Source organism: Cupriavidus sp. 01L415, assembly GCF_056400065.1.
The window spans coordinates 108,808-132,496 of the sequence record NZ_JBFTSP010000003.1 but is presented as its reverse complement, the minus strand read 5'-3'; the positions used below and the strand labels follow the sequence as shown (position 1 = coordinate 132,496).

Genomic DNA, 23,689 nt, shown 5'->3' with positions numbered 1-23,689 from the left:
ATTGCGGATCGGCGGATGGCATGGCTTGTGCGTCTGCGCAGCCACATGAGTCCTACCGCCATCGCGGCTGAGACGGCCGCCAAGTCCTCCACCAAAGCGGCAATCAAAGCTGCAACTAAAGCCACCACCCAGCCTGCGGCGACCTTGCGCGCGCTGGGGCTGCGCCATGTCGACGACAGCGAGCCGGGCATCAGCCGCCGTAAGGCCGGAACGGGATGCTTCTATGTGGACGCCTACGGCAACCGCGTGGAAGACGAGGTCACGCTGGCGCGTATTCAGGCGCTTGCCATTCCGCCCGCGTATGAAGCCGTCTGGATCTGCGCGGACCCTGTCGGGCACCTGCAGGCCACCGGGCGCGACGCGCGCGGGCGGAAGCAATACCTCTATCACGCAGACTGGGCCGTCCTGCGCGACAGCGACAAGTACGCGCGGCTGATGGCGTTCGGCAGCGTGCTGCCAAAGTTGCGGGGCCGCGTGTCGCGCGACCTGGCGCGCAACGGCATGCCGCGCGAGAAGGTCCTGGCGGCCGTGGTGACGTTGCTCGATGCCACGCTCGTGCGCGTGGGCACGCCACGCTATGCGGAGCAGAACCGGACCTACGGGCTGACGACGCTGAAGCCGCGCCACGTGGCGGTGCGCGGCAGCCGGCTGCGGTTCCAGTTCACGGGAAAGAGCGGCGTGACCCACGACGTGTCCGTCAATGATGCCCGGCTGGCGCGCATTGTTCGGAACTGCGCAGACCTGCCCGGCCAGCGGCTGTTCAAGTACAAGGATGCCGACGGGGAAATCCGCGAGGTGGGATCCGTCGACGTCAACGCCTATCTGCAGGAAGTCATGGGCGGCGAGTTCACGGCGAAGGATTTCCGCACCTGGGCCGGCAGCGTGCACGCGCTGTCGCTGCTGCGCAAGACGGTGGCGGACAGCGAGACCGCGCGCAAGAAAGCCGTGGTGGAAGTCATCAGGGAAGTGGCGCAGCGCCTGCGCAATACCGTGGCGGTCTGCCGCAAGTGCTATGTACATCCCGATGTGCTGGCGGCTTTCATGGCGGACACGTTGCAGGGTTTGCCGGCACCGCGTGCAGGGATGCGCCTGCGCGCCGACGAGGCGCGGCTGCTGGCGCTGCTGCTGGAGAGCAGCTGCGTGCCCGCGACATCCGCACGCAAGGTGGCCTGAGTGCCGCACGCTAGTTGCCAACGTCATCGCCAGAATCACTCGCCAACAATACGCAGATCCGGCACGGCAATTGCGTCGTTACGCGTACCAACAATCAACAAGCAGAACACGCGCAGTTAGCGAGGCCATTGTGGAACATGCAGTCATCAGTTGTCTTGAGGCGGATAGCAGCGGCCCGACAACGATTCATTCGGAAGCCGCTCATGCGCTTCCCGCTGCCAGGGTGCTGTCTTCCCCATCATCCGAATCATCCGATCTATCCGATACGTTCGACGGTTGTGATCCGCGCAATCCTTGCGATGCGACCGATCCTTCCTCCATCCCGGCATCGTCACGAACCGACAGCGTACGCACCGCGCCGGCACCGCTAGGGCGACTGGCGGCTGCCGTGGTGACGGTTGCACGTCGCGGCACCGTGCGCGCATTGCGCCGTCCGGACTTGCGGCAGACGCATGTGCTGATGAAAGCGTTGTGCGAGATGCGCGTCGAACTGGGTGCGAGCCAGGGCGGATGGTCGCGAGCGACCATCTCCAGCCGCCGCACGACGACGATGGCGCTCTGGCACAACCGGCAGCGTGAGCTGTTTACGCAACCGGAAATCGAGCGCGGTATCGAGGATCGACTGGATGCCGCTTTCCGTCACGCGAGCACCGGCCTGTCGCGCGAAGCGGCCGGCGAGTTGAAGCGCGCCTACCTGCTGTTGTGCTGCGTGTTGACGCTCGCGCGGGACGAAGCGAGGCGCGCCGGTGTGCCGCGGCGGCAGGAGACACCGCAGCCTCAGCGTCCGGCACGTCCACCATTCCCCGACGCACCGCTGGATCGCGGCGCCTGAGAGGTCGTTCAAATCGTGATTGTGCCCCTCAGGCCTTCCGCGCCGCCCGCTTGCGGCACGGGCCGATGTAGCCGGGCAGGCCGCGTGCCTTGGTGCTGTGGGCAAGTTGCACGGCACGCGCCAGCGCTGCCGCGAACGTGTGGTGGCTGTCCAGCGGACCGTCGATATGCTTGCGGAAGAAGTCTGCCCAGCGGAAGTCCGGATACGCCGCCTTGACCTTGCGATAGCCGCCGGATAGCTGCACGAAGGCCTCCAGGCTCCGGAACGGATCGTCGCGCATGGCGTGGATGTCCGGTGGCAGGTACTTCAGCGGCCGCCGCTTGCCGTGCTCGTCGTAGGGATGGACCATGTGGCTTTCCAGCATGAGCTTCCGGAATTTCCGCACGGAGAGATGGCTCAGGTCGAGCCGGACAAGTGCCGGAACCATCGTCATGCCCATTTCGTGCCATGCGCGGACCCAGTGATGATGATCGACCACGAACAGGCTGTGTTCGGGCCCGATCACCACGTGCACGCGGTGGCGGTCCAGGAACGCGGGCAGCTCGGCGTGTGACAGCCGACGGGTGACGTGGATCTTCTGGGCGACGTGGTAGCCGCCGATCGTGATCTGGGTCGGACGCAGGTGGTCGATGGGCACCATGAGCTTGGCGCCCTCGCGCAGGCGCTTGGTCATCGGCGCTGTTCTCGGCGCTCGCGCCAGTTGGAGGCCGCTTTGTGCGCTTCACGGCTGGCCCGGCTTGCGCTGCGGTTTCCACGGGAACTGAACATGTTTTGCTCCTATCGGGTTCGGTGCTGCCCGTACGCCGCAATTTCCATGCCGCGCGAGCTGGAAATGTGGCGCTTGCGGTGAGCGGCTCGCAACGCTGTGGTGGCTTTGTGGTGACTCTGCAGTGACTCTGCCGCGGCCCTGTTGCGGCCGGCCAGGTAAAGCGGCGGCTCGCGCTGCGGGGTGGAATCCTTGCCACGCCTTGTAACCGTTACGTGCGATCCGCCTGCGGGAGGGCACAGGTACGCCGCGTCCGGCGCGGCATGGAATTTGCGCGATCGCCTGCAATCGACATTCACTGGTGCCATTCATCATGGTCACGCCAAAGCCACTCGCTGAACTCCCGCCGCAACACCAGAACCGCCAGCCGGGACTGGAAAGCGAAATGGAGCCGAAGCCGGACAGCGGCGCCGACGATTACGTCGGCAGTGGCCGGCTGCTGGACAAGGTGGCACTGGTGACGGGCGGCGACAGCGGTATCGGTCGCGCCATCGCCGTGGCCTTCGCGCGCGAGGGGGCCGACGTGGTGTTCGCCTATCTCGACGAACACAGCGATGCGCGGGAAACGGTCCGGCTCATCGAAGGCGCGGGCCGGCAAGCACTGGCGATGGCGGGTGACCTGGCCGACGTGGCGCATGCCGATCACGTGGTCAGCGAGACCATGAAGCGCTTCGGCCGCATTGATGTGCTGGTAAACAACGCTGCGGAGCAGCATCCGCAGGAATCGCTGGAGCATGTCGGGACCGAACAGCTCGAATCGACGTTCCGCACCAATGTCTTTGCCATGTTCCATGTCACGCGCGCGGCGTTGCCGCATATGCACAAGGGCGCGACTATCCTGAATACGACGTCGGTCACCGCGTACCGGGGCAGCGCGCATCTGTTGGACTATTCCGCGACGAAGGGCGCGATCGTGTCGTTTACGCGGTCGCTGGCGCTGCAGATCGTCGAGCGGGGCATCCGGGTCAATGGTGTGGCGCCGGGGCCGATCTGGACGCCGCTGATTCCGTCGACGTTCACGGCCGAAGAGGTCGCCGAATTCGGCAAGAAGACGCCGATGGGGCGCCCCGGCCAACCGTACGAAGTGGCGGCGGGCTACGTGTTCCTGGCGTCCGACGCCGCGAGCTACATCACCGGCCAGATCCTGCACATCAACGGCGGCGAGGTGGTGGGCGGATGAGGGACGGAACGACCTGCGCCGCGTCCGGTCAGGCGTCCATATGCATGCGACCTTGCATGCCACAGGAGGGAGCAAGATCATGTCATCCATCGTAGCGGGGCGCTTCGCGTCCATCCCCGAGGCCGAGGAAGTGGCGCGCAAGCTCTACGCGCGCGGGTTCTCGGTCTGGGATGTTTCGGTCATGTCCGTCAACCCGGGTGGTGCCCGCCCGCCGGGCGTGTTGCTGGCGGCCCATGCCAAGCGGGACCGGCGCGAAGAGGTTGCCGACGTGCTGCGGGAAGGTGGCGCGCTCGATTTGGAAAAGGCGAGCGGCAAGTGGGATGGCGGCCAATGGACCGACTTCGATCCGCATCGGCCGCCCGCGCTGATCGACGAAGAGCCGGCGGGCGAATGCTGGCCGGCACCGGTATCGGCGCGGCATGACGATAGCGCGTCGCGCCCCCCGCATGCGGGGCCGGTAGCTGCGGAAGCCGTGGCGATGGAAAGCACCGGCAATGAAGATCCGGGCAGCGAGCTGGAGCACTACGTCGACAAGCAGATCGCCAGCCATAGCTGATTCGCCGGCTTCACGATCCGCCGCCTGATCCTCACCATCCAGGAGCGCCATGTCCCGCAAGGCGATGGCGGAGCTTGACACGCTGCGTCCGACACAACTCACGCTGGGGATCTACCAGGTCCGCCAGAAGATGGATATCAGCGCAAGGCCGCGCGATGCGGCCGCATTGCGCAAGTTCCTGCGCGGGCATCGCATCCGGACGATTGCCGGGCCGGGCGGGGCGCTCTACATCACCGATCATCACCATTGGGCGCGCGCGTGGCTGGAGCTTGGCTGGCGCCGCGCGCCGGTGCGTATCGACGCCGATCTCGGCGATCTTTCGCCGGGGCAGTTCTGGAAGCGCATGCGCGCGCTCGGCCATCTGCATCCTTACGACGAACGTGGCAAGCGGCTCGATGTCGGCGCGTTGCCGGCCACGGTCATGGGCATGCGCGATGACCCCTATCGCAGCTTGGCGGCGTTCACGCGCGATGCGGGCGCGTACCGCAAGCCGGGCAATGCGTATGGCGATTTCAGCTGGGCCGGCTTCTTCCGGCGGCACGTGGAGGAGGACATGCACAGCATCGCCGGCTTTGCGCGCGCGATGACCGTGGCGATTCCGCTGGCACGCAGCGGAAAGGCGCGCAGGCTGCCGGGTTTTATCGGGCCGTGCGTGGCGACGTCGAAGCGAAAGGCTTAGGGGGTGGCGAGGGCCGCCGGCATCACCGGCAGCCTCGAATGACATCAGCTCTTGGACTTGTGGGCCGGCTTGCCCTTTCGCCGGGTGGCGGCCATGTCGTGCAGTTCCTTCTCGCTCATGGACTTGTACATCGATCTGGAAGCGCCCTTGAGCGCGCTGGCCTTCTGATCCCCGCGCTTGGCGGACAGGGCCGCGCCGGCGGCCATTTGCTGAGCCTTCGACTTGGCTGGCATGTCAGTCTCCTTTATCGGATTGTCGGATTTTCTCGTCAGGGGTCGTATCGACCTCTATATTCGGCCGAGGACTACCAGGAGCACGACGATCAGGACGACGAGGCCCAGCCCGCCGCTTGGCCAGTAACCCCAACCGGTACTGTATGGCCATGCCGGCAGTGCGCCGACCAGCAGCAGGATAAGAAGGATCAGAAGAATTGTGCCGATACCCATGGCGTGCTCCTTTTCTTGTGGTCGGGGCGGCGCGGAGATGACTGCAACGATCACCGCCTGACCATGACTGCATACGCAGGAGACTGCGTGAATCCGGCGATGTTCGCGCCGGGCGGTTTCCCGCACCTCTCTGTCCTTTCAGGTTAGGACAGGGCAGGTGGCAACCAAGGCGGGCTGGGGCTGATATCGGTGTAGGAATTGGACGACGCATCGCCGACGGATCGCCGACGGATCGTCAAGCGCATCGCGTCAAAGCAAAACGGCGGCACAGTGGCCGCCGTTGCTGTCTGCCGGACAATCTGCCGGACGCGATCGGATCGGAATGCCGGCGTCAGAATGCCGCGCTGTAGATCGCGAAAGCGTCGGCTTCCTTGACCTCGCGCGGATTGTTGACCAGCAAGCGCGTCTGCAGCATCGCATCGCTGGCCAGCCTGCCGAGGTCGCCTTCCTTGACGCCCACCTCGCGCAGCGTGCGCGGGATGCCAGTGGCCAGAACCAGGCCCTCGATATGCGCGATCAGCGCGGCCGCCTTGGTCTCGCAGCTACCCGTGGTGCCGGGCAGAACCACGTCGGCAAGTTCCGAGTAACGCTGGCTGGCAGCCGGGGCATTGAACTTCATCACGTGAGGCAGCACCAGCGCGTTGGACAGCCCGTGTGCCACGTGGAAGATGCCCCCGATCGGATAGGCCAGCGCATGCACGGCGGCCACCGGGGAATTGGCGAAGGCCTGGCCGGCGAACATCGCGCCCAGCAGCATGGCCTCGCGTGCGACGCGGTCATGGCCGTTGTCGCAGGCGAGCATGAGGTTTTGCGACAGCAGCTCCAGCGCGCGTATCGCCAGCATGTCGGAAATCGGATTCTTCAGGTGCGCGCTGGTGTAGGCCTCGATCGCATGCACCATCGCGTCAATGCCGGTGGCGGCCGTGGCGGCGCGCGGCAGGCCCAGCGTCAGTTCGGCGTCCAGGATCGCCACGTCGGCGAACAGCTGGGGGGCGACGACGCCCATCTTGGTGGTCTCGCCGGTGGTGACGATGGACACCGCGGTCACCTCCGACCCCGTGCCCGCCGTCGTCGGCATCTGCACCAGCGGCAGTCGCGAACCCGTGACCTTCTTCACGCCATACATGTCCTTCAGCGGCTGCGTGGCCGGCAGCAGCACGGCGATCAGCTTGGCCACATCCATCGACGATCCGCCGCCCAGGCCCAGCACGACTTCCGCATCGGCCTGGCGCGCGCGTTCGGTGGCTTCCAGCACGACGTGCTCGGGAGGATCGGCGATGACGTCGTCGATCACGGTGACCTGCCAGCCATGCTTGCCGAGATCGTCGAGCGCGGGGGCCAGCAGGCCGCTCTTCGCCAGGAATCCATCGGTCACGACGCACAGGCGCTGCGCCTGCGGAAAGGATTCGCGCAGCAGGGCGCCCAGCCGGCGCGCGGCGCCGAATTCGACGATGACCGTCGGCACGGTCTGGAAGCGGAACGGGTTCATGGTGTCTCCGGAGTGTCCTGGCGCGGGGCGATCGGGGTCGCCCTCGGTGGTACGGCCGGCACAGTATGCACCGGTCGGCCAACCGGCGTGGCTTCGCGTGTCACGGCGCCACGCCGTATCCCATTACATCTGCAGGCAGAGGTACTTGATTTCGAGGTATTCGTCGATGCCGTGCCGCGAGCCCTCGCGGCCGACGCCCGACTGCTTGATGCCGCCAAACGGCGCCACCTCGTTGGAGATCAGGCCGGTGTTCAGGCCGACCATGCCGTACTCCAGCGCCTCGGCCGTGCGCCACGCACGAGAGATGTCGCGCGTGTACAGGTAGGCGGCCAGGCCATATTCGGTGGCGTTGGCGGCGGCGATCGCTTCCTCGTCCTTGTGGAACCGGAACAGCGGCGCTACCGGCCCGAAGATTTCCTCGCGTGCCATGCGCATCTCGGCGGTGGCATCGGCGATGACGGTGGGCGCGTAGAACGTGCCGCCAAGCGCGTGCGGGGCACCGCCGGTCAGCACGCGACCGCCCTTCGCCCGGGCGTCATCGACCAGCGTGGCTACCTTGTCCAGCGCCGCGTCCTCGATCAGCGGGCCGATCAGCACGCCGTCTTCCAGACCGTTGCCAACGCGCAGCTTGCCGGCCCGCTCCGCGAACCTGGCGGCGAACGCATCGTAGATGCCGTCCTGCACGTAGAAGCGGTTGACGCAGACGCAGGTCTGGCCGCCGTTGCGGTACTTGGCGGCCAGCGCGCCTTCCACGGCGGCGTCCACGTCGGCATCATCGAAGACGATGAACGGCGCGTTGCCACCGAGCTCCAGCGACAGCCGCTTGATGGTCGGCGCGGACTGCGCCATCAGGATGCGGCCAACTTCCGTCGAACCGGTGAACGACAGCTTGCGCACGACGGGGCTGGCGGTCAGCACGCCGCCGATGGTCCTGGCATCGCCAGTGATGACCTGCAGTACGCCGCCGGGAATGCCGGCGCGGTGGGCCAGTTCGGCCAGCGCGAAGGCAGATAGCGGCGTCAGTTCGGCAGGCTTGATGACGATGGCGCAGCCGGCGGCGAGCGCGGGTGCTGCCTTGCGCGTGATCATCGCGGCCGGGAAATTCCACGGCGTGATGGCGGCGCAGACGCCCACTGGCTGACGCAGCGTGACCAGCCGCTTGTCGGCGGCTGGCGTGGCCAGCACCTCGCCGTCCACGCGCTTGGCTTCCTCTGCAAACCATTCGATGAAGCTGGCGGCGTAGGCAATCTCGCCCCTGGCCTCGGCCAGCGGCTTGCCTTGCTCGCGCGTCATCAGGTAGGCCAGATCGTCCGTGTTGGCCAGCATCAAGTCGAACCAGCGTCGCAGGATCGTGGCGCGCTCCTTGCCGGTCTTGGCCGCCCAGCTCTTCTGGGCAGCTTCCGCGGCGACGATGGCGCGGTCGGTTTCGGCCGCACCGAGGTCCGCGACTCGGGCGAGCACCTCGCCGGTGGCCGGATCAGTCACATCGAACGTGGCGCCGTTGTCGGCGCCAATCCATTGGCCATCGACATAGGCCAGCTGTTTCAGGAGTGACGGGTCTTTGAGTTGCATGGCGAGTTTCCGGATATGGGTACGGGGACGGTTTCCCGGGGTGGGTCAGATGCATTGCGCTGGCAGCACGCCAATCGCGAGCGTTCAATAGATTGAATATTATTCTATATGTGGAACGTCTATGCGATGATACGCCCATGAATGGGAGACCGCCAGTGGGATCGGCGCATTCCGCGCAGCCAGTACAATCGCGCCCATCCTGGATGCTTCCCGCCCAATACCCCCCGACCGATGCCCAAGTCCGCTTACGCCACGCCTGCCGATGATGCCTCGCCGCCGATGAAATCCACCTCGCCAGCGGTAGTGCGCGCTGTGCAGGTCATGGATGCGATGGCTGCCGCCACGGAGCCGCTGACGCTGGCGGAGCTGACGCGGCTGACCGGCGCACCGAAGAGCTCCCTGCACGGGCTGTGCGACACGCTGGTCCAGCTTCGACTGATCAAGCGGCTGCCCAGCGGGGCAATGATGGTTGGGCCGCATGTGATGGGCTGGGCCAATGCGTTTCTGTCGCAAACGCAGATCACCGAGGAATTTCGTGCGCTATGGGATGCCACGGATGCGTTCCATGACGCCACGGTCACCTTGTCGATGCTGGACGGTATCGACGTGGTGTACCTGGCCTGCCAGAACGGGGACCGGCCGCTAGGGGTGACGTTCCGGATCGGCATGCGGCTGCCGGCGCCCTATACCGCGACCGGCAAGGCGATGATGAGCACGTTGTCGCCGGCGGAGGTGCGGCACTTGTTCGCCGGGGGCATGCCGGCACCGCTGACGCGCGCAAGCGTGGCGTCGCCCGAGGCGCTGGCCGCGGAACTGGAACAGGTCAGGGTGGCGGGATATTCGACCGACAACGGCCAGATGCGCGACGGCATGACATGCTTCGGCGCGCCGGTGTTCGACGCCACCGGACCGCGCGCGGTGGGGGCGATCGCGGTCAGCTACCTGACCAATGAAATCGATGTGACGACCGGGGAGCGCATCGGCAGCGAGGTGAGGGCGCTGGCGGACCGGCTGTCGGCGCGGCTGGGCGCGCCGGCCTGAGACGGCCCGGTCCATCAGTTCATGTTTGACGGCTCAGTCCGTCAGTCCATGCTCGACGGCGTAGACAGCCACCTGCACGCGGCTGGCGAGGTTGAGCTTCTTCAGAATGTTCTGCACGTGGATCTTGACGGTGCTCTCCGCCACGCCGAGATCCCGCGCGATCTCCTTGTTGCTCTCGCCTCGCCGCAGGCCGCGCACGATATCGCGCTCGCGCGCGGTGAGCCTGGCGCCGTCCTCCGCCGATGGCTGCGCGGGTGCCGTGGGTACGGGGGTGCGGAACTGTGCCACGAGCTTGGCGGTCATCCCGTCCGAGAACACCGGCTCGCCTGCGACAGCGCGGCGGATGGCGGAGGCCAGGAAATCGGCCTCGATATTCTTCAGCAGGTAACCGCGCGCGCCGCCACGCAGTGCTGCCGCGAGTTCCTCGGCTTCTTCCGATACGGTCAGCACGAGCACAGCGGTGTTCGGCAGGTCCTGTGCCAGCAGTTGCAGCGTTTCCAGGCCTGACAGGCCCGGCATGTTGAGGTCCAGCAGGATCACGTCCGGCCGATGCTGCTTGGCGCGCTTGATGCCTTCCACGCCATCGGCGGCTTCGTCGACGACCTCGAAGTCGGACTGGCGTTGCAGCAGGACACGAATGCCTGAGCGGAACAGGGTGTGATCGTCGATCAGCAGGATGCGGGTGGTCATGGCAGGGGCGCCGGTTGGTTTGTGGCAGAAGTTGCCGGGGAAGGGGAGGCGGCCGTGCCGCGCGGGAGCAGCAACGCGACGCGCGTGCCCTGGCCGGGCCGGGATTCGATGGTGAGTTGCGCGTTCAGGCGTGTCGCGCGTTCGCGCATAATGTGCAGGCCGACATGGGCGTCACCGCGCGTGGCCAGCTCCGCCGAGTCGAAACCTTCGCCGTCATCCTGCACGGTGAGCCGGAAGTCGCGGCCGTTATGCAGGCGCACGCTGACGTGCGCGGCTTGCGCGTGCTTGCGAACGTTGGACAGGGCCTCCTGCAATACAAAAAGCACCTGGAGTTGCTCGTCCGGTTGCAGCGGCCGGCCGTCGTTGTCGTCGATGTCCAGCTGGGCCTCGGTCCGGCACTGGCGGCGGAAGCGTGCGACCGTATCTTCCACCGCGCGGCGCAGTTCGCCTTGCGTCAGCCGCGAGCGGAAGTTCAGCAGCAGCTCGCGCACGTCCTGATAGCTCTCTTCCACGCCAAATCGCAGCAAGGGCACGATGTCGCCGATCTCCTGCAGATTGCCGCGCGCGGTGGCGTCATCCAGCAATTGCACCTGCAGGTTAAGAAAGTTCAGACCCTGGGCGATGCTGTCATGCAGGCCCTGGGCCACAAGATTGCGTTCCTCGACCACCGCCAGTTGCCTGGCCGTGGCCGCCAGGCGCAGATGCTCCAGCGCCACGCCGAGATGCTGGGCTAGCGTTTCGAGCAACTGCCGGTCCGAGGCGTTAAGCACATGGGGCGTGCGGAAATGAAGCCCGAACATGCCCAGCACGCCGCGCGGCGTATCGATGCGGAAAGCCGCCAGGCCGGCGAAGCCGCAATCCCCGCAGCGCAAAGTCTCGCTCTCGGCGGCATCGGCACCCGTGTCGCTATGGGTATCCGGTACGCGCAGGCGCGAGCGCAAGTCGGCAACTGTCACGATGCGGTCGCGCGTGGCGGTGCCGCAGTGACAGGCATCCGTGGCCATCCAGTGCTCATCCTCCACGAGATCCGCGGGCAGTCCCTCGGAAACCAGCATATGGAGTTTGCCGGGCACGGCGTCCACCACGCGGACACTGCCACCGTCGGCATCGAACCGTTGCATGAGTCGCGTCAGGAAGCCGCGGCACAGTGCCTCGGCCTCGTTGGGTTCGCTCAGGAAGGCGGCCACGTCGTAGAGCGTTTCCAGGTCGCGGTTACGGCGCGCCAGTTCGGCGGTCTTCTGCGCCACGCGCGCCTCCAGGCCCCGATAGAGGCTCTGCAGTTCGGCCGCCATGCGGTTGAAACCTTCGCTCAGGGTGCCGAATTCATCGCGGCTTTCCACCGGCAGGCGCAGCGAGAACTCGCGTTCGGCCATGCGCCGCAGCCCATCCTGAAGTCTCAGCACGGGGAGGATGATCCAGAGGTAGAGCAGGTAGATGACGGCGACAGTGCCCATGCAGGCGATGGCGGCCAGTGCGGCCTGTGACATGCGCAGCAGGTCCGTCATGCGCGCGTTGTCGGCCTCGATCATCCCGACCAGCTGGTCGGCCTGATGAACGAAAGCGGGCAAGGCGGCCACGTAGCCGAGCGGCACACCACCTGCCTGGGCAAGGTCCCTGGCCACCTGGGGCTTCATCTGGTCGCTCCAGGCCAAGGCCACGCGATCGAACTGGGCATGGATGGCAGGCTCCGTGGGCAGGAAGAGCGGGCGTTGCGGATTGCCTCGACGCAACTGGGCGAGCGTGTGGTCCATGCGCGACATCTGGGCTTCCAGCAACGAGGGCTCGCCGTTGCGCGCCTTGGCCAGTTCGATGGCGACCGCATTGGCGCGCATTCGTATGCTGCCGGCGTCATTGATGGCGGCGCCGGCGCCTTCCAGGTTCCAGGACAGCCACAGGGTGCCCCCGATCATCGTCAGGACAACCAGCAAGGCGATCAGGGACAGTGAGATGATGCGGGTGGATAGCCGGTGGCGCAGACCCGGCAGCGCCACGGGGGTCGAGGGCATGGAGGGCGTGGCCGAAGCCAGGTTGGGGGCCGGGGCGAAGGACGGATGGGAAAACGGATGGGTGGCCGGCTTGTGGGCTGATCTGGTGGCCGATTTGTGGGCCGCGCTGTGAGCCGTGCTGTGAGCCGCATTGTGGGGCAGGTCGCGGGCCAGGTTGGGAGCCACGTCGGGAGACAGGGCACCGTCGAAGGCTGAGGGGATGACTGAAGGGGCTAGGGGGGCTGAGGGCGCTGTCATGGTCGGTGGCTCCGTCGGATTGCCGCCCGCGTCGGATGGCGTTGGGCACGTGCGGAGTTGCGGAGATTCTTGCGCGCGCCCGCGCGCGAGGGTCTGTGCCAGATCAACTCGCCCCGCATTTCTTCCAGGCATGCTGCCCCGGGCTCGCGAATCGACCCCCAACAGAGGAAAAAACAACACATGAAGCCTGCGGACCTGGACTATGCGCGCGCGCCGCGTCCGGCTGTGATATTCGGCTGCCTGATGCCCGCGCCATGGCTGGGGGCGGCTGCCGGCTTGCTGCTGGCGTTGGGCCCATCGGCCGGGCTACCGGACCGCTATGCGCCGCTCGCGCTGGCGGTGGCCCACGTGCTGGCGCTGGGCATGCTGCTGCCGGTGATGATCGGCGCACTTTTTCAGATGATGCCCGTTATTGCACGCGTGGATGTGCGAGGGATGCCGTGGGTGGCGCCGCTGGTGGCACTGGCGGGGGCGGGCACCGCGCTGGCGCTGGGACTGGGGTTTGTCGACGGCGTTCGCGCGGGGTTCCGCATTGCGGCTTTGGCCGGCGCCCCCTTCTTTGCGATCGTCGGATGTCTGCTGTGGCTTTCCGGCCGGCGGGTTCGGCGAATCGATGCGACGACGCGCACGCTGGCCGGCATCGGCGGGGCGTTGCTGGCGACGGTGCTGTGCGGCGGGGCGCTGGCTGCGCTGTTTGGCGGATTACTGGGAGGGCTGGGGCAGGTGTCGCCCTCCACATTGCTGGCGATCCACGTGTCGTGGGGCCTGGGCGGATGGCTGGCGGCGCTGGTGGCCGGCGTGGCCACCACCGTGCTGCCCATGTTCTGGCAGACGCCGCGGCCGCCTGGCCGGCTGGAGCGATGCCCGCCGGCGGTCCTATGGGTGCTGTTGATCGTCGATGGTGCGACGCGCCTCGGCATGCCGGATCTGGCGCCCATTGCGGCGGTGCCGTGGCTGCTCGTCGTCGTGGCGATCGCGGGATGCGGGCTGGTCGGCGTGCTGCGCGCCCGGCGCCGGCACGACCCGTCCTGGATACTCTGGCCCGTCGCCTGGGCCAGCGGGCTGCTGGCGGCGCTGCTGGCCGCGCTCACGCCGTGGCTGGATGCGACGTGGCCGCTGGCATGGTGGATCGGCACGCTGGCGCTGGTTGGTGGCGGTGTGCTGCCGGTGACCGCGATGCTCGGCAAGATCGTGCCGTTCCTGGTATGGCTGCATCTGCGCCGGCTGTTGCCGCCGCGTGCGCGGGTGCCGGTGATGCAACAGGTCATTGTGCCGTCGCGGCAGCGACTGCAGGCACTGGTATTGCTGGCCGCCTATGTGCAATGCCTGGCCCTGCCATGGGCGCCGGCGTGGTTGGCGATCTCGGGCGGCATCACGTTCGCCGTCGCCAATGCGTGGTTGGGTGTGCAGTTGCTGGCGGCCCTGCGCTGCTTGCGGACCGTGCTGAAGCAGGGCGGGTTGCCGCCACGCGCCGATATGGCCGGTTCTGTCTGATTGGTTGCGGCTGATGTGGCTGTAGTGGCCCGGGTTGCAGCGGTGGGTTGGTGCGGCGGGTTGCAGCGGCGGGCTTCGGTTGAACGGTCCGATCGCCCGCCACAGGGATGGTCTTCAGGCCAGTGCGCTGGCGTCTATCTCGCTGCGCGAAAGCTCCGTGGGCTTCTCCCCGGTCATCAGGTAGTGGATCAGGTCGGCCACGGGGCGGACCGCATCGCCAAACGGCAGCGAGCCCTTGCCGCGGAAGAACAGGCCGCGCTCCACGTCGCCGCGCAACGCCTGCGCGAGTTTCAGGTCGATGCAGAACTGGCCGATGCGGGCCACTCCGTCGCGCAGTCCGCAGGCTTGCAGGCAATCGAATCCTTCCAGACATTCTCGGACCTTGGCGCGGGCCTGCAACGCGGTCTCGCGCGACAGATAGCGCTTGAGCCAGGGCGTCAGCACGGCGCGCGCGGGCAGGCCAGCCACGCTGGTGAACTCGCTCAATTGCTCCACCGGCGCGGTGGCCAGGACCTGCTTGAACGCGGGATGGGCGTCGCACTCCTCCGTGACCGCAAAGGCGGTGCCCACCTGCACGGCGGCGGCGCCTTCATTCAGCCAGTGCCGGATCTTGCCGTGATGGCCAAGCCCACCGGCCAGGACGAGCGGCACCGAGTCCCATGCAATGCCCAGTGTGGCAAATATCTCGCGACATTCGGTCAGCACGCGGCCGAATGAGAAGCGATCATCGCCCAGGTCCTCCATGCGTGCCGCGCCAAGGTGGCCGCCCGCATAGGCCGGATGTTCGATCACGATGGCGTCCGGAAGGCGGCCTTTCTTCATCCATTTGCGTAGTACCAGCCCCACGCCGCGCGAATCCGACAGGATCGGGATCAGCGCCACCTTGGGGTGGTTGGCGGTCAGGTCGGGCAGGTCCAGCGGCAGGCCGGCGCCCATCACGATCGCGTCCGCGCCGCTCTCGCAAGCCTGGCGCACCAGTGCCGCATGGGCGCTGACAGCCTTCATGACATTCACGGCCACCATGCCGCGGCCACCCGACAGCGCCTGTGCGGCACGGATTTCACGATCCAGCGCGGTGAGGTTGGCGGCTTCCAGCGCGGCCTTGTCACGCTTGCCAGCGGTGGCGGCCAGAAGGTCCGGGTGATGATGGCGCAGGTCGATGCTGGCGATCGTGCCCACGGCGTTGTGGCTGGCCACGGTGCCGGCCAGCCGATGCGCGGAGATACCCACGCCCATGCCGCCTTGAACGATCGGCAGCAGCTTGCGGCCGGCGAGATTGAGCCATCGTGATTGCATGATCGGAATGGGTACCTGTTGCATTGCGGAAGCGCAAAGGCTCTCACGCGCGCGCGGGTGCCAGCTTGTGTCAGATCAATATCTCGGGATGGCCCGTCCGGTAGGCCTAGTTCGGATGGAGAAGACGGCCCGGAGCGGGCCGTGCCGGACAGCTGACATGTCCGCCGATTTGCGCCTGGTCAAAGGTGTCAGGTCCGTGCATGGCTAGCATCCGGTGGCTGCCAACCTGACGCCATTCACATGACCTCCACCATGCCTGCCGCGGCTCATGCATCCTCCGGCGCCCGCAAACCCCAACTGGTCGCGCCTGCCGGATCACTGGCGGCTTTGCGCATGGCGCTGCAACACGGCGCCGACGCGGTTTACCTGGGCCTGCGCGACGCCACCAACGCGCGTAACTTCGGTGGCCTCAATTTCTCCGAGGACGACATCCGTACCGGCGTGGCGGAAGCACATGCGCGCGGCGCGGAGGTGCTGTTCGCGATCAATACGTTTGCGCAGATGGGCGAGGTGACGCGCTGGCATCGCGCCGTAGATGCGGCCGCCGCGCTGGGGGCGGACGCGGTGATCATGGCCGATCCCGGCCTGATGGCCTACGCGGCCAAGCGTCATCCCTCGCTGCGGCTGCACCTGTCCGTGCAGGGATCGGCCACACATGCCGACGCCATCGAGCTGATGCGCGAGCGTTTCGGTATCCGCCGCGTGGTACTGCCGCGCGTGCTCACGATGGCCCAGATCGCCAAGCTGGCGCGCCAGACCGACGTCGAGCTCGAAGTATTCGGTTTCGGCAGCCTCTGCGTGATGGCCGAGGGCCGCTGCCTGTTGTCTTCCTATGCCACCGGCGATTCTCCCAACAACAAGGGCGTTTGTTCGCCGGCCCATGCGGTACGCTGGGATGAGGCGGACGGCACCATGCATGCGCGCCTCTCCGGCATCCTGATCGACAGCTACGCGCCGGGCGAGCCGGCGGGCTATCCCACGCTGTGCAAGGGCCGCTTCACGGTGGAGGGCGAGCGCGGCTACGTGCTGGAAGAGCCTACCAGCCTGAACGCGGTGTCACTGCTGCCGGCGCTGATCGACATCGGCATCGCCGCCATCAAGATCGAGGGCCGGCAACGCAGCCCGCGCTATGTGGCCGATGTGGTGGGCGTACTGCGCGCGGCCATCGACGATGCCTGCCGCGATCCCAAGCGATTCGTGCCGCGCCAGGACTGGCAGGCCGCGCTTGGCCGCCACGCCGAGGGCGACCAGGTGACCCAGGGCGCCTACGATCGCCCGTGGCGCTAGGCGTCTGCCTCCACCGAACATCTTCCCGTCAGAGCTTTCCATGACTGTCCGATATCCCGATTCCGTCCCCGCTGCCGTTCCGTTCCGCATCACGCTGGGCCCCCTGTTGTACTACTGGCCCCGCACCACGGTGTTCCAGTTCTATGCCGCCGTGGCCGACGCGCCTGTGGACCGCGTGCATCTGGGCGAGACTGTCTGCACGCGCCGGCACGAGTTGCGTCATGCAGACTGGATGGAGATCGGGGAAATGCTGCGCCAGGCGGGCAAGGAGGTCGTGCTGTCCACGCCGGTGCTGGTGGAATCGGACAGTGACATCGCCGTGATGCGCCGGGTGTGCGAGCAGGAAGTTTTCCTGGTCGAGGCCAATGACCTTGGCGCTGTGCGCTGCATGGGCGGACGCCCGTTCCTGGGTGGCCCCCACCTGAACGTCTATCACGCCGAGATGTTCGCCTGGCTGGTCGAACTGGGCGCGCGCGGTTGCGCGATGCCGGTGGAAATGGACCGGACGACGCTGGCCGCCCTGGCGGCGGCCCGGCCCGGCGGTACGTCGATCGAGGTAATGGTGTGGGGCCGCATGCCACTGGCGTTTTCGGCGCGTTGCTTTACCGCCCGCCACCACCGGTTGCGCAAGGACGCCTGCGAGTTCCGTTGCCTCGACTACCCGGACGGCCTGGTCGCGGACACTGGCGAGGGCCAGGCGTTCTTCACGCTGAACGGCATCCAGGTGCAGTCGGCCACCTGCCTTGACCTGTGTGCGGAAGTGCCAGCCATGGCGGAAATGGGCGTCGATTCGGTTCGTGTCAGCCCTCACGCCAGTGGCACGCTGGAGGTGGTGGCCATGCTTGACGCGTGGCGCAAAGGCGATAGGAATGCGATGCGACGCGGCATCATGCCCGCCGGTGCGCTGCCAAGTAACGGCTACTGGACGGGGCAGGCCGGAATTCGCTGGCAGCAGGTCGAAGACGATGCGGGAGTGACGGCATGATGGCGCTGACACAACTGATGGCTGGCGTGCATCGCCGCATGCCGGCGCGCGCCCGGGCGCTGCCGTTGGTGCTGGCACTGGAAGGCGCGCGCCGTGCGGGCTGGCTGCAGCCGCCCGCAGCGCTCAACGGGCATGCGTTCCTGCTGACCGTCGAGGATCTTGGGCTTGATATCCGTTTTCGCTGCGCGGGTGGGCGCTTCCTTGGCGGCCCGTTCGATGGTCAGGCACCTGCGCTGACGCTGCGCGCCCGCGCTGCGGATTACCTGCAGCTGTTGGGCGGCGAGGCCGATACCGACACGTTGTTTTTTCAGCGGCGGCTGTCGATAAGTGGCGATACGGCACTGGGGTTGGAGGTCAAATATTGGCTCGACGCCGCACCGCGCCCCGGTTGGGTAGAGCCCATGGTGGCGAGGCTGTCGGTCCTATTCCCGCCGTCACCACGCACGGCTTGACGGGGATCCCCAAGACCGAAAGACAGAAGAGCGGAGGGGCGAGGGGTGAGGTTGGCTAGCGGGCACGCGTTGGCTTGATGCCGAGCCGCCTGGCCAGTTTGTGGAGATTGCTGCTGTCCACGCCAAGCTGGCGTGCGGCGCGCGCCCAGTTGCCGTCCTGCATGGCAAGCGCTTGTTCGATGCACTGCCGCTGGCAGGCATCCATGGCGTCGCGCAGCGTGCCGTTGAACATCGTGGCCGGCCCTTGCTCGGTGCGACCTGCCGTGGCGGTACCCTTGCAATCCGCGGCGGGCTCGATGCCATCGAGATCCAGCCATGCCGTATCAAGTGTAACGATCTCGTGTCGGCCGACGCCGTGGCTGACTGCGCGGAGCGCTGCACGGCTGATCACATGTTCTAGTTCCCGCACATTACCCGGCCATCGGTAGCGCCGCAGCGCGTCCTGTGCGCCCGGCGACAGCCGCAGGCTGCGAAGGCCTAGCCGTGCACGATTGAGTTCCAGGAAATTGCCGGCCAGCACCAGCACGTCATCCCCGCGTTCGCGCAACGGAGGGATCGGGATGGGATAGACCGACAGGCGGTGGTACAGGTCGGCCCGGAACGTGCCGTCGCGTACAAGTTGCTGCAGGTTGCGGTTGGTCGCGGCGATCACGCGCACGTCCACACGCCGGGGGCGGTCCGATCCGAGCCGCTGGATCTCGCCGTTTTGCAATGTCCGGAGGAGCTTGGCCTGGGTCGATAGTGGCAATTCCCCCACTTCGTCCAGGAATACGGTGCCGCCGTCCGCGGCTTCAAACCGCCCCGGTCGCTCGCCCGTTGCACCGGAAAAGGCGCCCCGTGCGTGGCCGAACAGTTCGCTTTCCGCGAGGGAGTCGGGCAGTGCGGCACAGTTGACGTGGACAAGTGGCTTCTGGCTGCGGCGCGATTGCTGGTGCAGCCGGTGGGCGAACAGCTCCTTGCCGACGCCCGTTTCCCCAAGCAACAGCACCGGCAGTTCCGAATCCGCCACGACGGCCAGTTCATGCAGCAACCGTGTGATGGGCTCGCTTTCGCCAAGAATGTCTCCTGCGCCCGACACGGGCAAGGACTCGCTGCCGGGCATATCGCTGCGGATACGGCGCAGCGCGCGCAAGGCCGCTTCCAGGCGAGTCACGCGCACAGTGGCTTCCACTGCTGACTTCAGCCGCTGCAGCTCCAGCTGCGCGGCGGCATCAAACGTGCCGACCGCAAGTGCGTCGAGAGTCAGCACGCCCCATGTGCGGCCTTCCACCTCCAGCCGCGTTCCCATGCAGTCGTGCACGGGCAGCGGTTCCCCCACATGGGAGTCGATCAGGCCGTCATACGGGTCAGGCAGCGTGCTGTCATGGGGAAAAACAATCGGCCCGGAATGGGCCAGGATCGCCGCCAGGCGCGGATGCAAGGCCACGGCAAAGCTGCGGCCCAACGCGTCCGGGACCACCCCGTCCACCGCCACGGGCCGCAGATGATCGCCTTCCAGTTGTAGCAAGGCCACCGCGCCGCATCGAAAGTGCGCCCTCAGTGCGCCGACCAGCCGTTGCATGCGTATCGGTTGGGTGAGATCGGCGGTCAGGTCCGCCAGCAGCAGATTTTCCATCATGGTGTTTTCCACCCGACTGGGTTGGATGTACCGCACATTTTAGGGTCGCATTTACCGGGATGCATCGTAACCCCTTGATTTTCTGAAGTCTTGAGGCAGGCATGAGATTCGCACAAGTCTTATCGGTGCAATTTGAGAAGGAGCAATCCATGAGCATGCAGACAACAGCAACGCAGGACTGGCGCGAACAATCGCCGGGGGCGCTTATCGACCACATCCTGGTGCGGTACCACGCCCGCCACCGGGAGCAATTGCCGGAACTGATCCGGATGGCGCGGCGGGTGGAGGAGGTTCATGCCACCAGCGGCGACTGCCCGCACGGGCTGGCGGCCCATCTGCTGGCCATGGAGCAGGAACTGGTCAGCCACATGCAGAAGGAGGAGCAAATCCTGTTTCCGATGCTGTCGCGCGGCATGGCAGCCATGGCAGGCGGGCCGATTTCCGTCATGCGCATGGAGCACGCCACGCACGATGAGGCGCTTCGCCAACTCGACGCGCTGACGCACGATCAGACGCCGCCGGCGTCGGCCTGCAATACGTGGCGCACGCTCTACGCCGCGTTGCGCGAATTCCGCGACGACCTGCGCGATCACATCGAACTTGAGAACAACGTGTTGTTCGATCACCCGGCGCGTGCCTGAGCGCGTCGCCAATCCCCTCGTAAAACAAAATCCGAACCCATCATGGGCCAATATCGCAAACTATGGTTTCTGTTGATCGCCGTACTGGCGGTCACATTCTCGCTGCTCGGATACTACGGCGCGGAGGTTTACCGCCAGGCGCCACCGATGCCAACGCAGGTGGTCACGACCGATGGCCACAAGCTTTTCACGGGTGACGACATCCTCGACGGCCAGACCGCCTGGCAATCCGTTGGCGGCATGCAGCTCGGCTCCATCTGGGGCCACGGCGCGTACCAGGCGCCGGACTGGACGGCCGACTGGCTGCACCGGGAACTGACGGCGTGGCTCGATATCGCCGCGCATGACGAGTACCGGCTTGCCTACGCGGATCTCGACGGACCCCGGCAGGCGGCGCTGCGTGAGGCGCTGCGCCTGGAATACCGTGGCAACCGCACCGATCCCGCCACTGGCGTGCTGACCGTGACCCAGCGCCGGGCGCAAGCCGTGGCGCAGACGGCCGCCTACTACGCCAAGCTGTTTTCGGACGCACCCGCGCTGCAAAAATCGCGCGAGTCTTTCGCGATGAAGGAAAACACGCTACCCAGCGCGGAACGTCGTGCGCAGTTGACGCACTTCTTCTTCTGGACCGCCTGGGCTGCCGCCACCGAGCGGCCCGGCAAGGTGGCGACCTATACCAACAACTGGCCGCACGAGCCGCTGATCGGCAACAAGCCCACCAGCGAGAACATCGCCTGGTCGATCGCCAGCGTGGTGTTCCTGCTGGCGGGTGTCGGCTTCCTGATCTGGGCCTGGTCGTTCCTGCGCGGTCAAGAGGAGTCGCCGCCGGCCCCGGCGCCGCGCGATCCGCTGACGACCTTCGCGCTTACGCCGTCGCAGCGCGCCTTGGGCAAGTACCTGTTCCTGGTCGTGGCGCTGTTGGCGTTCCAGGTGTTGCTGGGCGGCTTTACGGCGCACTACACCGTGGAAGGGCAGAAGTTCTACGGGTTCGACGTGTCGCAGTGGTTCCCGTACTCGCTCACGCGAACCTGGCATATCCAGAGTGCACTGTTCTGGATTGCCACCGGTTTCCTGGCGGCGGGTTTGTTCCTGGCGCCGCTGATCCATGGCGGCAAGGACCCGAAGTATCAGAAGCTTGGCGTTGACATCCTGTTCTGGGCGCTGGTGGCAGTGGTGGTGGGGTCTTTCACGGGCAACTACCTGGCGATCGCCCAGATCATGCCGGCCGAATTGAATTTCTGGCTCGGCCATCAGGGCTACGAGTACGTGGACCTGGGCCGTCTCTGGCAGATCGGCAAGTTTGTCGGCATCCTGCTCTGGCTGGTCCTGATGCTGCGCGGGATGGTGCCCGCGCTCCGCGCGCGCAACACCGACAAGAACCTGCTGGCACTGCTGACCGCGTCGGTGGTAGCCATTGGCCTGTTCTATGGCGCCGGCCTGTTCTACGGCGAGCGCACCAGCCTGACCATCATGGAGTACTGGCGCTGGTGGGTCGTGCACCTTTGGGTGGAAGGCTTCTTCGAAGTTTTCGCCACCACGGCACTGGCGTTCATCTTCTCGACGCTGGGGCTCGTGTCGCGCCGCATGGCCACCACGGCCAGCCTGGCGTCGGCGTCGCTGTTCATGCTTGGCGGCTTGCCTGGCACTTTCCACCACCTGTACTTTGCCGGCACCACCACGCCGGTGATGGCCATGGGGGCCAGTTTCAGCGCGCTGGAAGTGGTGCCGCTGATCGTGCTGGGTCACGAGGCCTGGGAGAACTGGAGCCTGAAGGACCGGGCGCCGTGGATGGCACATGTGAAGTGGCCGCTGATGTGCTTTGTGGCCGTGGCATTCTGGAACATGCTCGGCGCAGGTGTGTTCGGCTTCATGATCAACCCGCCGATTTCGCTGTACTACTCGCAGGGGCTGAATACCACGCCGGTGCACGCCCACGCGGCATTGTTCGGGGTCTATGGCTTCCTGGCGCTGGGCTTCACGCTGCTGGTGCTGCGCTACATCCGCCCGCACTTCGAATTGAGCCCGTCGCTGATGAAGATCGCCTTCTGGGGGCTGAATGGCGGCCTGGTCCTCATGATCGCCACCAGCCTGTTGCCGATCGGCATCATCCAGTTCCTTGCCAGCGCGAGCGAAGGATTGTGGTATGCACGCAGCGAAGCCTTCCTGCAGCAGCCGCTGCTGCAGACACTGCGGTGGGTACGGACGTTCGGCGACGTGGTGTTCCTCGTAGCCGCACTGACCTTTGCGTTACAGGTGGTGATTGGCCTGCTAAGCGGTCGACCGGTGCAACCCGCACCCGAAAGGGAGTTGCAAGCCAGCCGATCGCGTTCGTGACAGGTGATTGAATGAAGACGGCCCCGCAAGGGGCCGTTGGCGTTTTAGAGGTTGCTTCAAAAAGATCCTGGCGTCGTGGCCGGGTTTGCCACACTTGCTTGCCGTACGACTTGTACTGCCTGCGGCCTCACCCTTGCAGGGCGCGCATGCGCTGGCGAGACTACCGCTCGCAGACGTCGCTCGTGATCTCCGAGACCACGTGGCCGATCAGAATGACCGCTGGGCTGGCCAGTCCGGCTGCCAGCGCCGCGTCCAGTGTCTGCAGTGTGCCGGTCCAGCAGCGTTGCGCGGGACCACTTGCGTGCATGACCACTCCCGCGGGCATGTCGGGTGCCATGCCTGCGGCCAGCAGTGCGGCCTGGATCTCGCCGATCCTGCCCATTCCCATGTAGATGGCCAGCGTTGTCTCGCTCGATGCCAGCGCCCGCCAGTCGGGTCCGCCATCGCCGCGTGTATGCGCGGTCACGAAGGTCACGCCATGACAATGAGCGCGATGCGTCAGGGCGATGCCCAGCGCCTGCGCGGCCGCTGCTGCGCTGCTGATGCCGTTGATCACCTCCACCTCGACGCCATGCGCGCGCAGGAACGCCGCCTCTTCGCCGCCACGTCCGAACAGCAACGGATCGCCGCCCTTGACGCGGGCAACGCTACGCCCCGCCAGCGCATGGGCCAGTGTCAGTGCATCGATCTGCGCCTGGCTGACCGAGCAGCGGCCACCCCGCTTGCCCACTGAAGCGATGTGCGTGCCGGTACTGGCGTACTGCGCGATGTCCGGAGAGACAAGGTCGTCCACGAGCCAGACGTCCGTCGCGCCGAGTATGCGGGCTGCCTTGACGGTCAGCAGTTCGGGGTCGCCGGGGCCCGCGCCCACCAGCCAGACCTTGCCTGCCTTGGGATGCCGGTTCATGTTGTGAT

The 23,689-nt window shown here is 66.4% G+C and carries 21 protein-coding genes and 1 pseudogene; 12 read left to right on the top strand and 10 right to left on the bottom strand.

All coding sequences use genetic code 11. From position 1 onward, the window contains the following. Positions 1-15 precede the first annotated feature (15 nt). Both AC1DOX_RS08330 and AC1DOX_RS08325 read left to right on the top strand, forming a co-directional pair. The gene (locus AC1DOX_RS08330) at positions 16-1,173 is read left to right on the top strand and encodes a DNA topoisomerase IB (protein ID WP_441616691.1); all 1,158 of its coding nucleotides are present in this window, start codon (positions 16-18) and stop codon (positions 1,171-1,173) included. Between the two features lie 388 nt (positions 1,174-1,561). Further along, positions 1,562-2,005: a hypothetical protein gene (locus tag AC1DOX_RS08325; RefSeq protein WP_441616693.1), complete on the top strand. Its 444-nt coding sequence runs from the start codon at positions 1,562-1,564 to the stop codon at positions 2,003-2,005. 28 nt (positions 2,006-2,033) lie between these two features. Here AC1DOX_RS08325 and AC1DOX_RS08320 read toward each other — a convergent pair whose 3' ends face one another. Next, on the bottom strand, positions 2,034-2,678 hold the full coding sequence (locus AC1DOX_RS08320; protein ID WP_441616695.1) for a ParB-like protein: 645 nt from the start codon (positions 2,676-2,678) through the stop codon (positions 2,034-2,036). Between the two features lie 406 nt (positions 2,679-3,084). On the opposite strand from AC1DOX_RS08320, the gene AC1DOX_RS08315 reads away from it, so the two are divergent. The 3 genes from AC1DOX_RS08315 (at position 3,085) to AC1DOX_RS08305 (ending at position 5,186) form a co-directional block, all read left to right on the top strand. Next, on the top strand, positions 3,085-3,951 hold the full coding sequence (locus AC1DOX_RS08315) for an SDR family oxidoreductase (RefSeq protein WP_441616911.1): 867 nt from the start codon (positions 3,085-3,087) through the stop codon (positions 3,949-3,951). Between the two features lie 79 nt (positions 3,952-4,030). Then, complete coding sequence (locus tag AC1DOX_RS08310) at positions 4,031-4,507, top strand: hypothetical protein (RefSeq protein WP_441616697.1); 477 nt, start codon at positions 4,031-4,033, stop codon at positions 4,505-4,507. Between the two features lie 49 nt (positions 4,508-4,556). Continuing rightward, positions 4,557-5,186, top strand: a complete 630-nt coding sequence (locus tag AC1DOX_RS08305) for a ParB-like protein (protein WP_441616699.1) — start codon at positions 4,557-4,559, stop codon at positions 5,184-5,186. 44 nt (positions 5,187-5,230) lie between these two features. Here the strand turns inward: AC1DOX_RS08305 and AC1DOX_RS08300 are convergent, their stop codons facing one another. The 4 genes from AC1DOX_RS08300 to AC1DOX_RS08285 all read right to left on the bottom strand — a co-directional run bounded on the left by AC1DOX_RS08300 (position 5,231) and on the right by AC1DOX_RS08285 (position 8,693). Then, a complete protein-coding gene (locus AC1DOX_RS08300) occupies positions 5,231-5,419 on the bottom strand; it encodes a DUF3008 family protein (RefSeq protein WP_441616701.1) in 189 nt (62 codons plus the stop codon). 54 nt (positions 5,420-5,473) lie between these two features. After that, entirely contained in the window at positions 5,474-5,632 is a 159-nt protein-coding gene (locus AC1DOX_RS08295) for a DUF3309 family protein (protein ID WP_092137198.1), read from the bottom strand. 331 nt (positions 5,633-5,963) lie between these two features. After that, positions 5,964-7,121: an iron-containing alcohol dehydrogenase gene (locus AC1DOX_RS08290; protein ID WP_441616703.1), complete on the bottom strand. Its 1,158-nt coding sequence runs from the start codon at positions 7,119-7,121 to the stop codon at positions 5,964-5,966. A 123-nt stretch (positions 7,122-7,244) separates the two neighbouring features. After that, on the bottom strand, positions 7,245-8,693 hold the full coding sequence (locus AC1DOX_RS08285) for an NAD-dependent succinate-semialdehyde dehydrogenase (protein ID WP_441616705.1): 1,449 nt from the start codon (positions 8,691-8,693) through the stop codon (positions 7,245-7,247). 231 nt (positions 8,694-8,924) lie between these two features. Between AC1DOX_RS08285 and AC1DOX_RS08280 the strand changes: the two genes are divergently transcribed. Next, positions 8,925-9,734: an IclR family transcriptional regulator gene (locus tag AC1DOX_RS08280; RefSeq protein ID WP_441616707.1), complete on the top strand. Its 810-nt coding sequence runs from the start codon at positions 8,925-8,927 to the stop codon at positions 9,732-9,734. Positions 9,735-9,767: 33 nt separating this feature from the next. Here AC1DOX_RS08280 and AC1DOX_RS08275 read toward each other — a convergent pair whose 3' ends face one another. Next, complete coding sequence (locus tag AC1DOX_RS08275) at positions 9,768-10,424, bottom strand: response regulator (protein WP_441616709.1); 657 nt, start codon at positions 10,422-10,424, stop codon at positions 9,768-9,770. After that, complete coding sequence (locus tag AC1DOX_RS08270; protein ID WP_441616711.1) at positions 10,421-12,430, bottom strand: type IV pili methyl-accepting chemotaxis transducer N-terminal domain-containing protein; 2,010 nt, start codon at positions 12,428-12,430, stop codon at positions 10,421-10,423. The genes AC1DOX_RS08275 and AC1DOX_RS08270 overlap by 4 nt, the downstream gene beginning before the upstream one ends. Before the next feature lie 417 nt (positions 12,431-12,847). Between AC1DOX_RS08270 and AC1DOX_RS08265 the strand changes: the two genes are divergently transcribed. Next, positions 12,848-14,161, top strand: a complete 1,314-nt coding sequence (locus tag AC1DOX_RS08265; RefSeq protein WP_441616713.1) for a hypothetical protein — start codon at positions 12,848-12,850, stop codon at positions 14,159-14,161. Positions 14,162-14,275: 114 nt separating this feature from the next. Here the strand turns inward: AC1DOX_RS08265 and AC1DOX_RS08260 are convergent, their stop codons facing one another. Further along, positions 14,276-15,457 (bottom strand): NAD(P)H-dependent flavin oxidoreductase, encoded by a 1,182-nt coding sequence (locus tag AC1DOX_RS08260; RefSeq protein ID WP_441616715.1) that lies wholly within the window; start codon positions 15,455-15,457, stop codon positions 14,276-14,278. Between the two features lie 240 nt (positions 15,458-15,697). Between AC1DOX_RS08260 and ubiU the strand changes: the two genes are divergently transcribed. Genes ubiU through ubiT form a run of 3 tightly spaced genes read left to right on the top strand, consistent with a single transcriptional unit; the run spans position 15,698 to position 18,181 of the window. Next, on the top strand, positions 15,698-16,744 hold the full coding sequence (gene ubiU, locus AC1DOX_RS08255; protein ID WP_441616717.1) for a ubiquinone anaerobic biosynthesis protein UbiU: 1,047 nt from the start codon (positions 15,698-15,700) through the stop codon (positions 16,742-16,744). Between the two features lie 40 nt (positions 16,745-16,784). Further along, the gene (locus tag AC1DOX_RS08250; RefSeq protein WP_441616719.1) at positions 16,785-17,729 is read left to right on the top strand and encodes a U32 family peptidase; all 945 of its coding nucleotides are present in this window, start codon (positions 16,785-16,787) and stop codon (positions 17,727-17,729) included. After that, complete coding sequence (gene ubiT, locus AC1DOX_RS08245; protein ID WP_441616721.1) at positions 17,726-18,181, top strand: ubiquinone anaerobic biosynthesis accessory factor UbiT; 456 nt, start codon at positions 17,726-17,728, stop codon at positions 18,179-18,181. Before AC1DOX_RS08250 ends, ubiT begins: the two co-directional genes overlap by 4 nt. Positions 18,182-18,236: 55 nt before the next feature. Here ubiT and norR read toward each other — a convergent pair whose 3' ends face one another. Next, positions 18,237-19,799, bottom strand: coding sequence for a nitric oxide reductase transcriptional regulator NorR (norR, locus tag AC1DOX_RS08240; protein ID WP_441616723.1), 1,563 nt, complete (start codon positions 19,797-19,799; stop codon positions 18,237-18,239). Positions 19,800-19,975: 176 nt separating this feature from the next. Here norR and AC1DOX_RS08235 point away from each other — a divergent pair. Continuing rightward, a pseudogene (locus AC1DOX_RS08235) lies at positions 19,976-20,440 on the top strand (hemerythrin domain-containing protein); the annotation flags it as partial. A gap of 42 nt (positions 20,441-20,482) precedes the next feature. Continuing rightward, entirely contained in the window at positions 20,483-22,774 is a 2,292-nt protein-coding gene (locus tag AC1DOX_RS08230) for a nitric-oxide reductase large subunit (RefSeq protein ID WP_477114002.1), read from the top strand. A 160-nt stretch (positions 22,775-22,934) separates the two neighbouring features. On the opposite strand, the gene cobA is transcribed toward AC1DOX_RS08230, so the two are convergent. Further along, on the bottom strand, positions 22,935-23,681 hold the full coding sequence (gene cobA / locus AC1DOX_RS08225) for a uroporphyrinogen-III C-methyltransferase (protein WP_441616727.1): 747 nt from the start codon (positions 23,679-23,681) through the stop codon (positions 22,935-22,937). Positions 23,682-23,689 lie beyond the last annotated feature (8 nt).

Excerpts from the sequence above, each read along its gene's own strand:
- AC1DOX_RS08330 (WP_441616691.1), top strand. The coding sequence starts at position 16 with ATGGCATGGCTTGTGCGTCTGCGCAGCCACATGAGTCCTACCGCCATC.
- AC1DOX_RS08320 (WP_441616695.1), bottom strand. The coding sequence starts at position 2,678 with ATGACCAAGCGCCTGCGCGAGGGCGCCAAGCTCATGGTGCCCATCGAC.
- AC1DOX_RS08315 (WP_441616911.1), top strand. The coding sequence starts at position 3,085 with ATGGTCACGCCAAAGCCACTCGCTGAACTCCCGCCGCAACACCAGAAC.
- AC1DOX_RS08310 (WP_441616697.1), top strand. The coding sequence starts at position 4,031 with ATGTCATCCATCGTAGCGGGGCGCTTCGCGTCCATCCCCGAGGCCGAG.
- AC1DOX_RS08305 (WP_441616699.1), top strand. The coding sequence starts at position 4,557 with ATGTCCCGCAAGGCGATGGCGGAGCTTGACACGCTGCGTCCGACACAA.
- AC1DOX_RS08300 (WP_441616701.1), bottom strand. The coding sequence starts at position 5,419 with ATGCCAGCCAAGTCGAAGGCTCAGCAAATGGCCGCCGGCGCGGCCCTG.
- AC1DOX_RS08295 (WP_092137198.1), bottom strand. The coding sequence starts at position 5,632 with ATGGGTATCGGCACAATTCTTCTGATCCTTCTTATCCTGCTGCTGGTC.
- AC1DOX_RS08290 (WP_441616703.1), bottom strand. The coding sequence starts at position 7,121 with ATGAACCCGTTCCGCTTCCAGACCGTGCCGACGGTCATCGTCGAATTC.
- AC1DOX_RS08285 (WP_441616705.1), bottom strand. The coding sequence starts at position 8,693 with ATGCAACTCAAAGACCCGTCACTCCTGAAACAGCTGGCCTATGTCGAT.
- AC1DOX_RS08280 (WP_441616707.1), top strand. The coding sequence starts at position 8,925 with ATGCCCAAGTCCGCTTACGCCACGCCTGCCGATGATGCCTCGCCGCCG.
- AC1DOX_RS08275 (WP_441616709.1), bottom strand. The coding sequence starts at position 10,424 with ATGACCACCCGCATCCTGCTGATCGACGATCACACCCTGTTCCGCTCA.
- AC1DOX_RS08270 (WP_441616711.1), bottom strand. The coding sequence starts at position 12,430 with ATGCCCTCGACCCCCGTGGCGCTGCCGGGTCTGCGCCACCGGCTATCC.
- AC1DOX_RS08265 (WP_441616713.1), top strand. The coding sequence starts at position 12,848 with ATGAAGCCTGCGGACCTGGACTATGCGCGCGCGCCGCGTCCGGCTGTG.
- AC1DOX_RS08260 (WP_441616715.1), bottom strand. The coding sequence starts at position 15,457 with ATGCAATCACGATGGCTCAATCTCGCCGGCCGCAAGCTGCTGCCGATC.
- ubiU (WP_441616717.1), top strand. The coding sequence starts at position 15,698 with ATGACCTCCACCATGCCTGCCGCGGCTCATGCATCCTCCGGCGCCCGC.
- AC1DOX_RS08250 (WP_441616719.1), top strand. The coding sequence starts at position 16,785 with ATGACTGTCCGATATCCCGATTCCGTCCCCGCTGCCGTTCCGTTCCGC.
- ubiT (WP_441616721.1), top strand. The coding sequence starts at position 17,726 with ATGATGGCGCTGACACAACTGATGGCTGGCGTGCATCGCCGCATGCCG.
- norR (WP_441616723.1), bottom strand. The coding sequence starts at position 19,799 with ATGATGGAAAATCTGCTGCTGGCGGACCTGACCGCCGATCTCACCCAA.
- AC1DOX_RS08230 (WP_477114002.1), top strand. The coding sequence starts at position 20,483 with ATGGGCCAATATCGCAAACTATGGTTTCTGTTGATCGCCGTACTGGCG.
- cobA (WP_441616727.1), bottom strand. The coding sequence starts at position 23,681 with ATGAACCGGCATCCCAAGGCAGGCAAGGTCTGGCTGGTGGGCGCGGGC.